The sequence below is a fragment of the Geodermatophilus saharensis genome, from assembly GCF_900188205.1.
Taxonomy (GTDB): domain Bacteria; phylum Actinomycetota; class Actinomycetes; order Mycobacteriales; family Geodermatophilaceae; genus Geodermatophilus; species Geodermatophilus saharensis.
Genome location: NZ_FZOH01000004.1, coordinates 258,288 through 270,892, shown reverse-complemented (window position 1 = coordinate 270,892; position 12,605 = coordinate 258,288). Strand labels below are relative to the sequence as shown.

12 protein-coding genes are annotated in these 12,605 nt (G+C 76.2%); 3 read left to right on the top strand and 9 right to left on the bottom strand.

From position 1 onward, the window contains the following. Positions 1-25: 25 nt before the first annotated feature. Entirely contained in the window at positions 26-1,090 is a 1,065-nt protein-coding gene (locus CHC04_RS12585) for an NHL repeat-containing protein (RefSeq protein ID WP_141233786.1), read from the bottom strand. 119 nt (positions 1,091-1,209) lie between these two features. Here CHC04_RS12585 and CHC04_RS12580 point away from each other — a divergent pair, with 119 nt between their 5' ends. Further along, the gene (locus CHC04_RS12580; RefSeq protein ID WP_245817149.1) at positions 1,210-1,959 is read left to right on the top strand and encodes an enoyl-CoA hydratase/isomerase family protein; all 750 of its coding nucleotides are present in this window, start codon (positions 1,210-1,212) and stop codon (positions 1,957-1,959) included. A 65-nt stretch (positions 1,960-2,024) separates the two neighbouring features. After that, a complete protein-coding gene (locus CHC04_RS12575; protein ID WP_176449981.1) occupies positions 2,025-3,281 on the top strand; it encodes a GGDEF domain-containing protein in 1,257 nt (418 codons plus the stop codon). On the opposite strand, the gene CHC04_RS24170 is transcribed toward CHC04_RS12575, so the two are convergent. From CHC04_RS24170 to CHC04_RS12565, 3 genes are all read right to left on the bottom strand, one after another. Then, positions 3,278-3,439, bottom strand: coding sequence for a hypothetical protein (locus CHC04_RS24170; RefSeq protein WP_176449980.1), 162 nt, complete (start codon positions 3,437-3,439; stop codon positions 3,278-3,280). The genes CHC04_RS12575 and CHC04_RS24170 overlap by 4 nt on opposite strands. Positions 3,440-3,758: 319 nt before the next feature. Then, a complete protein-coding gene (locus CHC04_RS12570) occupies positions 3,759-4,211 on the bottom strand; it encodes a hypothetical protein (protein WP_089404267.1) in 453 nt (150 codons plus the stop codon). Between the two features lie 60 nt (positions 4,212-4,271). Beyond that, a complete protein-coding gene (locus CHC04_RS12565; protein ID WP_483866696.1) occupies positions 4,272-5,303 on the bottom strand; it encodes an alpha/beta hydrolase in 1,032 nt (343 codons plus the stop codon). Here CHC04_RS12565 and CHC04_RS12560 point away from each other — a divergent pair. Continuing rightward, a complete protein-coding gene (locus tag CHC04_RS12560; RefSeq protein ID WP_176449979.1) occupies positions 5,302-6,090 on the top strand; it encodes a helix-turn-helix domain-containing protein in 789 nt (262 codons plus the stop codon). The genes CHC04_RS12565 and CHC04_RS12560 overlap by 2 nt on opposite strands. Positions 6,091-6,119: 29 nt before the next feature. Here CHC04_RS12560 and CHC04_RS12555 read toward each other — a convergent pair whose 3' ends face one another. From CHC04_RS12555 to phaZ, 5 genes are all read right to left on the bottom strand, one after another. Then, positions 6,120-6,743 (bottom strand): hypothetical protein, encoded by a 624-nt coding sequence (locus CHC04_RS12555; RefSeq protein ID WP_089404264.1) that lies wholly within the window; start codon positions 6,741-6,743, stop codon positions 6,120-6,122. 480 nt (positions 6,744-7,223) lie between these two features. Then, positions 7,224-8,561, bottom strand: coding sequence for an ABC1 kinase family protein (locus CHC04_RS12550; RefSeq protein ID WP_245817148.1), 1,338 nt, complete (start codon positions 8,559-8,561; stop codon positions 7,224-7,226). 118 nt (positions 8,562-8,679) lie between these two features. Further along, entirely contained in the window at positions 8,680-10,224 is a 1,545-nt protein-coding gene (locus CHC04_RS12545) for an acyl-CoA synthetase (RefSeq protein WP_089404263.1), read from the bottom strand. A gap of 75 nt (positions 10,225-10,299) precedes the next feature. Further along, positions 10,300-11,226: a PQQ-binding-like beta-propeller repeat protein gene (locus tag CHC04_RS12540; protein WP_089404262.1), complete on the bottom strand. Its 927-nt coding sequence runs from the start codon at positions 11,224-11,226 to the stop codon at positions 10,300-10,302. A gap of 25 nt (positions 11,227-11,251) precedes the next feature. Further along, positions 11,252-12,487: a polyhydroxyalkanoate depolymerase gene (gene phaZ / locus CHC04_RS12535; protein ID WP_089404261.1), complete on the bottom strand. Its 1,236-nt coding sequence runs from the start codon at positions 12,485-12,487 to the stop codon at positions 11,252-11,254. Positions 12,488-12,605: the final 118 nt, after the last annotated feature.

Here is a 12,605-nt window from a genome sequence, read left to right as displayed (position 1 = left end):
GAGGCCATGCCCCCAGGCCCCACCCTCAGGCGACGACGAACGCGGTCGACGACGACGGCGCGGCGGAGATGCAGGACCCGATCACGGTGAGCCGGTCACCGGTCAGCGCCACGCGGCCGAAGCTCGCCTGGCCCTCGCACACCCGCACCGCACCGAGCTGCTCACCGCTGGCAAGGTCGAGGGTGACGACGCCGGACTCCACCTCGAACCCGGCCACCGGCAGGTAGGCGACGCGCCCGTCGGGGGAGACGGCGAGGTCGGCGAGCGGGCGGTCGGTGCCGGGGATGCGGTGGGACGCCGTCACCTCGCCGTCGGAGACGGTGACGACGCGGAAGGGGTCCTCGCCCGAGCCCGCGGTGAGGGTGACCACCGCGGTGCCCTCGTCGGCGATCCGCAGCGCGGACGGGATGCTGGCCGGGCGGTCGGGCGCCAGCTCGACGAGGTCGCCCGGCGCCAGGTCCGCCGACCAGGTGCCCAGCACGGCGACGTCGGCCAGGTCGACGGCGCGGGCGTCGCTGAGCAGCGCGGTGGGTCCGCCGTCCGGGCCGACGGCGAGGGCGCGGACGGTGAGGCCGGCGTCGAGGTCGGCGGTGGCCCGCACGTCGCCGGTGGCGGGGTCGACCGCCGCGAGCCGGCTCTGCGTGGCGAGGTAGAGGGTGCGCCCGTCAGGGGAGAGCGCGGCGGTGTCCCCGGCGACGTCGAGCTGGGTGACCGCCGGCTCCCCGCCGGGCGGGAGGGTGGTCAGCCGGCCGGGTGCGGTGACCACGGCGGTGCCGTCGTCGGTGACGAACAGCTGGTCGGCGGGGCCGGCGAGCGGCCGGAGCCCGCCGACGCCGTCCTCGTCGACCGGGGCGAGGTAGGTGACGGCCGGGTCGGCGGTGTCGGCGAGCAGGGCGACCGCCCCGTCGGGCCCGGCCGCCAGGTCGAGGACGTCGACGCCGGCCGGTGCGACGGCGTCGAGGTCGACGATGGCCCGCAGCTCGCCGAACGTCCGCGGTGCCGGGGCGGTGTCGCCCTGGACGTCCGTGCACCCCGAGACGGCCAATATCGCGACAAAGGCACCGAGGGCGGCGCGGCGGGTGGACGGCATGCGGGCTCCGGGGTCGGGAGCCGAGTGTCCGGCCGCCCGGACCGGCGCGGCAACCGCGTGGTCTGATGCTGGGCGATGGAGCCGGCGCCGGTGCCGGCCCGGAGTCCGGAGGTGCGCTGGTGGCTGACGCCGAGGTCCTGCTCGAGGTCGACGGCGGCGTGGCGGTCGTGACGCTCAACGCGCCCGACCGCCGCAACGCGCTGACGCCGCAGATGGCCGGCGAGCTCATCGACGTCTTCGAGCAGGTCGACGCCCAGCCGGAGGTCGGCGCGCTCGTGGTGCGGGCGGTGGGGCGGTCGTTCTGCGCGGGCGGCGACGTGGGCACGCTGACGTGGGCCGGCAGGGACCCGGCTGCGCCCGACGCCTACGAGGGCATGGGCCGGATCTACGACTCCTTCTACCGGCTCGGGCAGGTCCGCGTCCCCACGATCGCCGCCGTGCGCGGATCGGCCGTGGGCGCCGGGATGAACATGCTGCTGGCCACCGACCTGCGGATCGTCGCGCACGACGCCCGGCTGCTGGCCGGCTTCCTCAAGCGCGGCATGCACCCCGGCGGCGGGCACTTCGTCATCCTGTCGCGGCTCATCGGCCGGGAGGCCGCCGCGGCGATGGCGCTGTTCGGCGAGGAGGTCGACGGGCGCCGCGCGGTGGAGCTCGGGCTGGCGTGGGAGTCGCACGACGACGCCGCCGTGGAGGACCGCGCGCTCGAGCTGGCCCGCCGGGTGGCCGCCGACCCCGAGCTCGCGCGGGTGGCCGTGGGCAACTTCCGCAAGGAGGTCGTCAACGGCGCGGTGAGCTGGGAGGTCGCCACCCAGTTCGAGCGCCCGGCGCAGATGTGGTCGATGCGCCGCCAGGCCCGCCAGGACTGATCCGGCCTGGGGCCCGCGCCGCTGCGTGCTCCGTCCGTGACGGTCGGCAACTACAGTCCATGCGTGTGAGCGCCGCCCCGACGCCCCGCCCGTCCGGGTCGGTGCTCCCCGACCCCCGTCCCGCCGTCGCCGACCCCGGACGGCTGGCCGCGCTCGACAGCTACCGGGTGCCCGGGCACGCCGGGATCGGCGACCTCGACGCGGTCGTGTCGTACATGGCGCGGACCGTGGACGCCCCCATCGCGCTGATCAACCTGGTCGGCACCGACGAGCAGTGCTACCCGGCCGAGCGTGGTGTCGACGTGCCGTACTCACACGTGCCCGACGAGCAGAGCTTCTGCGCGTACGTGGTGGCGCTGCGGGCGCCGCTGCAGGTGCCCGACGCGATGGCCCACCCGGTGTTCCGGCACACCCCGGCGGTGGCCGAGGGCGTGATCCGCTCCTACCTCGGGGTGCCGCTGATCGACGAGGACGGCTTCGTGCTCGGCGCGCTGGCCGTCTTCGACGCCGTCCCGCGGGAGTACACGCCGGCCGAGCAGGAGGTGCTGGAGGTCCAGGTCCGGCTGGTGCGCGGCGTGCTGTCGCTGCGGCGGCAGGTGGCCGCACACCGGTGGGACGGCGAGCTGCTGGCCGCGCAGGGCCGCGTGCTGGAGGCGGTGGCGGCCGGGCTGCCGCTGACCGAGGTGCTCGAGGTGCTGGCCGGCGCGGTGGCCGGGCCGGCCGCCGGCGCCGACGCCGCACAGCAGGTGCGGCTGCAGGAGGCGGTCGACCGGCTGACCGCGGTGGCGAGCCGGGCCGACGGCTGGCGGCAGGCGCTGCTGCGCTCGGCCCGGCAGGACCCGCTGACCGGGCTGGCCAACCGCAGCCACCTGCTCGACAGCGGCCGGGTGGCGCTGGCGCTCGGCGGCGCGGTGCTGTTCGTCGACGTCGACCGGTTCAAGGAGGTCAACGACCGCGGCGGGCACGCGGTGGGCGACGCGCTGCTGGTGCGGCTGGCCGAGCGGCTGCGCCGGCACGTGGAGCGGGAGCTGCCGGGTGCCGTGGTCGGCCGGCTCGGCGGGGACGAGTTCGTCGCCGTGCTGCCCGGGGTCGACGCGGCCACGGCCGAGGCCCTCGGGCACGGACTGGCCGCCGCGCTGGTCGACGAGGTCGACGTCGGACGGCGGACCGTGCGGGTGTCGGCCAGCATCGGGCTGGCGATGGCCGCGCCGGGGGCGACGCTGGACAGCGTCCTCGCGCTGGCCGACCGCGCGATGTACGGCGCCAAGGAACGCGGCCGCGGCGTGCTGCACGTCGTCGAGCCCGAGGGCCTGGCCGGCTAGCAGCCGCGGGAGTCCCCGCCGTCGTCCACGACGAGCCGGTCCACGTGGTGGGTGTCGCCGTCCCGGCCGATCCCGACGTCGACGGCCCAGGTCTGCGACGAGGTCCGCCGGACCTCCCCGACCGTGACCGTCAGGCCGGCGTCGACCTCCTCGACCACCGCCTCGACGGCGTCCTCGATGCGGACGGGCCGGCCGGCCGCCCCCGGTTGCCGCTGGGTGGCGGCGCACAGCTCCCGCCAGGAGAGCAGCCGGTCGGGGCGCCGGCCGGCCGGGTGCTCCTCGACCGCCCGAGCTGGCAGGCCGGGGTCGGGGCGAGGGCGCGGTGGGTGAGGACGCGGTGGGTGAGGACGCCGGCCGCGGCGAGCAGCAGCGCGAGCAGCACCGCGCCGGCGACCGCGAGGGCGGGGGAGCGCCTGGTGCGGGCGTGCGGGTCGACGACCCAGTCGCCCGGGCCGGGGGACCAGCCGTTCGGCGCCGTCACCGCCGGCCGTTCCCGGCCCGGCGCAGGAACGAGGACGGCACGTCGACCAGCGGCTCGACCCGGCCCCCGGCGGCCAGGTGCAGGCTCCAGGTGCCGTCGAGCGCGCCGTCGAGGACCTCGTGCAGGGCGCCCATCCACTCGCCGTCGTCGTCGGTCTCGACCGGCTCGCCGGGACGGCACAGCGCCAGGGCCAGGTGGGCGCCGTCACCGGTGAGGTGGGTGCCCACCTCGGCGTGGACGTCGAGCACCCTGCTGAGCAGTCCCCGGTCGGGCTCGACCGGGACGTCGTCGACGGGGAGCACGACCGGGGACTGCCGGCCGTCGGCGCCCAGCCAGGTCAGCCAGAGGCTGCGGCGGCCGAAGGTCAGCGGGGTGAGCAGGGCGACCCAGCGACGGGTCAGGGCCAGGGAGGAACGGACGGGGACGTCGGCGAGCGCGGGTGTGGTCACGCGGCACACCGTGGCAGCCCCGGAGGACGCACCCCCGGGTTTTCCACAGGCCGCCGTCGGTCAGGTCAGGTACCGGCGGAACCAGTCCAGCTGCGCGGGCGCCGAGCGCGCGAACGCCTCGCCCGTGTAGGCCTCGAAGTGGCCGACCGGAAGCACGAGCAGCTCCTTCGGGTGCCGGGCCCGCTCGTAGTACTCGAGGGTGAGGTCGGCGACGGTCAGGTGGTCCTGCGCGGCCACCACCACCATCAGTGGCGTCGGCGCGATGTCGGCGATGTAGGCGCCGGGCTCGTACTCGACGAACATCTCCACCGAGCGCAGCGTGACCTCGTTGCGCCAGGTGCTGGCCCGCTCCTGGATCGGGCCGAAGAAGAACTCCGAGGTGTCGGCCGTGGGCAGCGCGCACACCTCGGCCGGGTCCTTCTCCCAGGTCACCTGCATCATCTCCGGCGGCTTGCCCGCGTAGCGGGCGGCGCGGTCGGCGTCGAACATCGCCCGCAGGTCGGCGAACTGGTCGGCGCGGATCAGCCGCCGCGCGTTGGCCAGCCCGCTCACCAGGGGCACCTGGGAGACGACGCACCTGACGCGGCGGTCGATCGCCCCGACGACGAGCACGTGGCCGCCGGAGTACGAGGACCCCCAGATCCCGATGCGGTCGGGGTCGCACCACGGCTGGGTCTGCGCCCAGGTGATCGCCGTCCGGTAGTCGCGGACCTGCTGCCACGGGTCGATCTCCCCGCGCGGCTCGCCGTCGGACCCGCCCAGGTTGCGGTTGTCGTAGACCAGCACGCCGAGCCCACCGGCGGCGAAGTGGTCGGCGAAGTCGTCCAGGAACATCTCCTTGACGGCGGAGAAGCCGTGCGCCATGACGACGAGAGGGCGGCGCGTGTCGGCCGGCCCGTCGTCGGGGGCGTGGTGCCAGCCGCGCAGGGTGACGCCGTCCTCGGTCCTGAACTCGATGTCCTCTCGCATGCCGCCGACCGTGGCCGCTGACGTACGCGGCGTCGCGGCGGTCCCTGCACGTCCCGCGGCGATGCCTGCAGGTCTTGCCGCCCCGCCCGGCCGGGAGTTGGCTGCGCCGCGGGAGGTCCCCATGACGCCGACCGCCGAGCTCCGCACACCCGCCGGCCGGGTCGAGGTCACCCGGTACCGCGTCGGCGACCTGGCGCTGGTGGACCGCCGGTGCGGCCCGGGCGCGCGGCCGGCGGCGGCCGACGCCGGCGTGGTGGGGGTGAGCTTCGTCCGCGAGGGGCGCGAGGTCGTCGAGGTGGGCGCGTCGCGGGTCGTGGCCGGCCCGGGGTCGGCGGTGCTGTGGCGGGGCGACCAGCCGGTGCGCTTCCGGGTGCCGGGGCGGCTGCACGAGTGGACGCTGCTGGCGCCGTCGTCCCGGCTGCCCGCCGCCGCCGGCGGCCCGCTCGACGCCACGGCCGCCGGGCTGCTCACCGCCCTGGTGGGGACGGCGCTGGCGAGCGCCGGCGCGCTCGGCGGGCGGCTGGGGCAGCCGGTGGCCGACGCGCTGGTCGACCTGCTGGCCGGGGCGCTGACCCCGGTCGACGACGACCCGGCCTGGGCGCGGGTGACCGCCCACGTCGCCGCCCACCTGCGCGAGCCGTCCCTGTCCCCGGCGGCGATCGCGGCGGGGGCGTTCGTCTCGGTGCGCTCGCTCTACGGGCTGTGCGCCGCCCGCGGCACGACCCCGGCCGGCTACGTGCGCCGGCTGCGGCTGGAGGGCGCGCGGCGCGAGCTGGCCCGGCGCGGCACCGCGGTGACCGTGGCCGCGGTGGCGCACGGGTGGGGCTTCGGCGACCCCGCCACGTTCGGCCGGGCCTTCCGGGCGGCGTTCGGGCGCACGCCGGATGAGGTCCGCCGCGGCACGCCCTGACCCGAGGGACTCCTGCGGCGGAGGACCGGTCAGACGGTCTCGGGGACCCGGAGGTGGGCGAGGACGAGGTCCATCTCGGCGACGTCGACGATCTTGGCGCCCATGGCCTGGGCGAACTGCTCGCGCAGGGAGCGGGCGTGCCGGCGCACCAGCCCGGCGGCGTCGCGGTTCTCGAAGCTCGTGACGCTGACCGTCCGGCCGGCGCGCCGGTCCACCAGCATGCTCACGCTGCAGAAACCGGGGAGCTCCCGCAGCTTGGGCAGCAGGTTGTGCCGGTAGGCGTCGAGCAGGTCGTCGACGTGGTTGTTCGGGATGCGCGCCCAGGTGACCTGCGCGCCGGCGCCGTCCCCGGCCGGGCGGTCCCGGTGCAGGACGGCGATCTCCCACTCCTGGACGTCGGCGTGCTCGCCGCCGAGGGCGTGCAGCAGGCGGTGCTGGACGGTGCGGTCCTCCGCGGCCGTCGCCCGCATGGCCCGCTCGTCCTGCCAGGCCGTGGCCACGATGCAGCGGCCGGCCTCCCGGTCGGCGAGCAGCGAGAGGCCGACGCAGCCCTCGGCCTGCTCGGAGGCCGGGAGCACCTCGTCGCGCACGTAGCCGATGCCGGCGTCGAGGTGGGCGGGGTTGCCCCGGATGCTGGTCGACCGTGCGTGCATGCCGCCGCTCCTCGCGATGGAACGGGACGCCCCTACGGCGCCGCCGCGCGGCCCACTCTGCCGGTCCCGTCCGGGCGGGGCCAGGGGAACGCTAGCGGGGCGCGCCGGGGCGCTCGTGCCACGGTCGGACGGGCGACGTGGCCTAGCGTGAGCCGGTCGTCCTCGCCGCGCGCCCGTGCCGGATCGAGGACCCCGCGACCTCCGTCCTCGTCCAGGGAGCCCGCAGCGTTGTCCGGCACGTCCTCCGGTAGGCCTCTCCGCGCACCGTCCACAGGGAACCTGCTGGCCGACTGCGAGCGGTGGTGCCGCGACAACCTGCCGCCGCGTCCGAAGCGGCCGCACACGGCGCCGTTACGGGTCGTCGCCGGTGGGGGAGCCGACCGGGCGCCGTCCCGGCGCGGCGGCTTCCGGCCGGGGCCCGGCTGGCCGAGCTCGGCGGCCGCGCGCACCGGCACCTGAGGACGCCGGCCGGTCGAGCGGTCACGGCGTCGGCGGTCCACTGTCGTAGCCGGGCAGCCAGCGCCGGACCTCGCCGTCGACGGCCACGGTGGCGCCCAGCGAGCAGAGGACGCCGGCCAGCCCGGCGGCCACGCGCTGCAGGAGGAGGTGGCGCGGCGGGATGGTCAGCCGGCGCTGGGTCTTCGAGGCGGCGTTGAACGGGTCGGAGACGACCCTGGTCTGCTCCTGCATCCAGGCCCGGGTGAACCGGTAGGCGTCGGTGCGCAGCGGTTGCAGGTACGGGTCGAGCAGCGCCAGCAGCGCCTGCGGGGGAACCTGGTCCGGCCGGAGCAGGCCTGCCGACGCCGCGACGCGGTGCAGGGCCGCGGCGTCGCCGTCCCGTCCGGCGGCGAGCAGCGGTCCGAGCCGGGCCGGCCAGCCGGACGGCAGTGCCTCGGTGGCGCCGAAGTCCAGGACGCCGAGCCGGCCGTCGGGCAGCAGCCGGAAGTTGCCGGGGTGGGGATCGCCGTGCAGCCGGCGGGCGCGCACGGGGGACGACGCGAGCAGGCGCACGAGCAGCAGGCCGGCGCGGTCGCGGTCGTCCTGGCTGCCGTCGGCGATCACCCGGGACAGGGGAGTCCCGTCGATCCACCGGGTGACCAGCACGCGGTCCTCGGCGGCGAGCACGTCGGGGACGCAGATGTCCGGGTCGTCCCGGTAGGCCTCGGCGAACGCCGTCTGGGCGTCGGCCTCCCGCGCGTAGTCGACCTCCTCGACCAGCCGGTCGCGCAGCTCCTGCAGCAGCTGCCGGGCGTCGAGGCCGGGCATGGCCGTCTGCATGAGCGGAGCCGCCTTCTGCAGCATCCCCAGGTCGGCGACGAGCGCCTCGCCGGCTCCCGGGTACTGGACCTTGACCGCCACCGGGCTGCCGTCGGACCAGGTGGCGCGGTGCACCTGCCCCACGCTGGCCGCCGCGACCGGCCGGTCGTCGAAGTCCCCGAGCAGGCCCCGCCAGCCTCCGCCGAGGGACCGGGCGAGCTGCTCGTGCACCATCGCCGTCGGCATCGCCGGCGCCGCCTCCTGCAGCCGGACCAGCGCCTCCCGGTAGGGGCCGACCAGCTGGTCGGGCAGGGCGGCCTCCATCGCCGACATCGCCTGCCCGACCTTCATCGCGCCGCCCTTGAGCTGGCCGAGGGTGACGAACAGCTGCTCGGCGGTGCGCTGCTGCACCTGCGCCGCGACCGCCTCGGCGGGGCGGCCGCCGATCCGCTTCCCGAGACCGACGGCGGTCCGGCCGGCGTAGGCCGCGGGCAGGGCGGCGAGCCGGGCGGTGCGGGCGAGGCGGCTGCGGGTCGGACGGCCGGTGCCGGGCTGGTCCACCGGGGGACGGTAGCGCCGCTGAGGCGCACCCATGTCGGTCGAGATCACGCGATCTCGACCCTTCAGGCGGCCCCGGGCGCCGAGATCGCGCGATCTCGACGGGGTTAGCAGGTAGCCGTCAGTGGACGGCGCGCTCCTGCCCGGCCCAGTACGGCTTCCGCAGCTCGCGCTTGAGCACCTTCCCGGCGGCCGACAGCGGCAGCGCGTCGACCAGCTCCATCGACCGCGGCACCTTGTAGCCGGCGATGCGCTCCTCGCAGAAGTCGTGCAGCTCCTCGAGCGTCACGGTGGCACCCGACGCCGGGACGACGACGGCGTGCACGCGCTCGCCCCAGGTCTCGTCGGGGACCCCGATGACCGCGCACGTGGCCACCGCCGGGTGCTGGGCGACGACGCTCTCCACCTCGACCGAGTACACGTTCTCCCCGCCGGAGATGATCATGTCCTTGATGCGGTCGGTGAGGTACACGTAGCCGGCGTCGTCCATCCGGCCGGCGTCGCCGGTGTGCATCCAGCCGCCGCGCAGCGCCTCCGCGGTCTCCTCCGGCCGGTTCCAGTAGCCGAGCATGACGTTCCCGCCGCGGACGACGATCTCGCCGACCTCGCCGCGCGGCAGCTCGGCGTCGTCCGGGCCGACGACGCGCACCTCGACGTGCGGGGCGGCGCGGCCGACCGAGCGGCGGTGCCTCGGGTCCTCGTGGTCCTCGGAGGTGAGCAGGGTGGCGGCCGGGGCCAGCTCGGTCATGCCGTAGGCCTGCAGGAAGCGGGCGTTCGGCAGCGTCTTCACCGCCCGGCCGAGCAGCGCGTCGGACATGGGGGAGGCGCCGTACATCACGCGGCGGACGCTGGTCAGGTCGAACTCGTCGACCCGGGGGTTGTCGACCACCAGCTGGATCATCGTGGGCACCAGGAGCAGGTCGGTGATGGCGTGCTCCTGCACGGCGGTGAGGACCGCGACCGGGTCGAACACCGGGATCATCACCTGCGTGCCGCCGAGCACGCCGCCGCTGACCCAGGTGGAGAAGGCGGCGAGGTGGAACATCGGCGCGGCGTGCAGCAGGACGCCGTCGCGGGTGAAGTGCTCGGTGGCCAGCCCGCCCATGGACGACGTCAGCAGGTTGTCGTGGCTGAGCATCACGCCCTTGGACCGGCCGGTGGTGCCGCCGGTGTAGAAGACGCCGGCGAGCTCGCCCCCGCCGCGGCGGGCGTCCTCGACCGGCTCGTGGGACGCGACCAGCTCCTCGAAGGAGAGCATGCCGTCGGGCGTGGGGCCGTCGCCGGCGTGGACGACCTCCCTCAGTGAGGGGTGGGCCGCCCGGATGCCGTCGACGTGACCGGCGAACAGGTCGTCGACGACGAGCACCTGCGCGTCGACCTCGACCAGCGACTCGGCGATCTCCGGCACGCTCCACCGGATGTTGACCGGCACGACGACGCCGCCGGCCCACAGCGTCGCGCCGAGGAACTCGTGGAAGCGGTCCGAGTTCAGCGACAGGATCGCCGCGCGCTCGCCGTCGCGGATGCCGAGCCGCTGCAGGGCGGCCGCGAGCCGGGCGATGCGGTCGACCGACTCGGCGTGGGTGCGGGTGCGGCCGGCGCAGACGGTGGCGACGTCGTCCGGTCGCTGCTGGACGTGACGGTGCAGACCCTGGGTGAGGTACACGGCGCTGGCCTCCGATCGGGTGGGTCCGGATCGTGGCGCCGACGGCGGCCGCGCCGACAGAGGCGGACGGCCCGGTCAGCCGATGACGAAGGCGGTGGTCGTCGGCCCGTCGGCGTCGATGCAGGAGCCGACGACGGTCACCGTGGTGCCGTCCGCTGCGAGGGCACCGAAGGCGCCGGCGCCGCCGCACAGCCCGACGACAGCGGTGCGTGCGCCGGTGGTGAGGTCGACCGCCGTCAGCTCGGCCGGGTGGTACGAGGCCGACAGCACCAGGTAGGCGATCCGGCCGACCACGGCGACGTCGAGGGCGGTGGCGTCGGTGCCCTGTAGCTCGGCGACGGTCCGCACCCGGCCGCCGGCGACGGTGACCAGCCGCCCGGCGTCGCGCGCTTCGTTGACGTAGGCGGTGACGACGACGGTGCCGTCCTCCGTCACCTGCAGCGCGGTGGGCGTGCTGGTGCGCTCGGGAACGACCGTGAGCGGGTCGCCCTCCGGCCGCAGGTCGGGAGTGAGGCGCAGCAGCAGGACGCCGTCCGCCGGGTCGTCGGCCAGCGCGGCGAGGTCGCCGTCGGGGGCGCGGGCGATTTCGGTGACCGGCGCGGGCGCCTCCGCGGTGGCCCGGACGGCGCCGGTGCCGGGGTCGACGGCGGCCAGCCGGGTGTCGCGGGCGAGCACGAGCGCCTCGCCGTCGAGGAGGGCGGCGGTGGGCGGCCCGTCGATCGGCAGCGGGAGGGCCGCGCCACCGACCGGCGTCAGCGCGGTGCCGACGACGAGCGGCGTTCCGTCGCCGATGACGAGTTCGCTGTCCGGGTCGATGGGGGTCGGGGCGCCGCCGTCGAGCGGGACGAGCCAGCGCCGGCCGGCGTCGCCGACGAGCACGAGGGAGCCGGCGAGGTCGTGGACGACGACGTCGGTGCCGACGGCGGCGTCGAGGTCGACGGTGTCCAGGACCCGGGGAACGTGCGGGTCGTCGCCGCCCGTGCAGCCGGCTGCGAGCAGCACGGCCAGCGCGACGGCGGCGCGCCGGTCAGTGTGCGGCGGGGACCCGGTCGGCCGACGCGATGAACTCCCGGACGACGGGGGCGATCTCGGCCTCCCAGCGGGAGCCGCTGAAGACGCCGTAGTGCCCGACGCCGTGCTGCAGGTGGTGGCGCTTGCGCTCGGCCGGGATGCCGGTGCACAGCCGGTGGGCGGCCTCGGTCTGGCCGGGGGAGCAGATGTCGTCGTTGGCGCCCTCGACGGTGAGCAGCGCGGTGTGCCGGATGGCGCCGGGGTCGACGCGCCGGCCCTGCCAGGTGAGGCGCCCCTGCGGCAGCTCGTGCCGCATGAAGATGCGGTCGACCGTCTCCAGGTAGAACTCGGCCGGGACGTCCATGACCGCGCCGTACTCGTCGTAGAAGGCCTGGGTGGCCGCGGCGGCGGCGGTGTCGCCGCGCACCAGGTCGCGGTACATCCGCGCGTGCGCGCCCCAGTGCCGGCGCGGGTTCATCGACATGAACGCCGTCAGCTGCACGACGCCGGGGTAGACCCGCCGCCCCGCGCCGGCGTAGCGGCGGGGGACGGTGTCGATGAGCCGCCGCTCGAACCACTCGAGCGGCTTGGTTGCGGCCGCGGTGTTGACCCGGTTGGGGTTGATGCGGGTGTCGATCGGCCCGGCCATGAGGGTGAGGCTGGCCGGCTGGGCGGGGTCGTCGTCGGCGGCGAGCAGCGCGACGGCGGCGAGCACCGGGACGGCGGGCTGGCAGACGGCGACGACGTGGCTGCCGGGGCCGAGGTGGCGCAGCGCGTCGACGACGTGCCCGATGTACTCGTCGAGGCCGAAGCGCCCGTGGGCGGTGGGGATGTCGCGGGCGTTGTGCCAGTCCATGACGTAGACGTCGTGGTCGCTCAGCAGCGTGCGGATGGTCGGCCGGATGAGCGTGGTGAAGTGGCCGGACATCGGGCCGACGACGAGCACGCGGGGCTGGCCGGGCACGTCCGGCTTGGCGAAGTGCAGCAGCGTGCCGAACGGCGTGGCCGTAGCGGGGCGCTCGACGACGTCGGCGTCGCGGCCGTCGACCCGCACGGTGTCGATGCCGTAGGCGGGGCGGTCGTGGGTGGGGCGCGCCTTGGCGAGGATCTCGCAGGCGGCACGGGCGTGCCGGACGGCGGGGTTCGTGGCGAGCGGGCCCGGCAGGGCGTGCAGCGCCCGGGCGGTGAACGCCGTCGCGGCGGCCGCGGGGGCGCTCGCGCGGCGGTTGAGCTCGTAGGCGGTGTAGAGCATCGGCCTGCCTGTCCCCGGGTCGGTGGAGTGACGTGCGTCACCCTGCGGAAACGTAACCGCAACCGGGGACGGTGGCGCGGTGATCAGCGTGTCGGCGGCGCGTCGCCGACACGGCGGA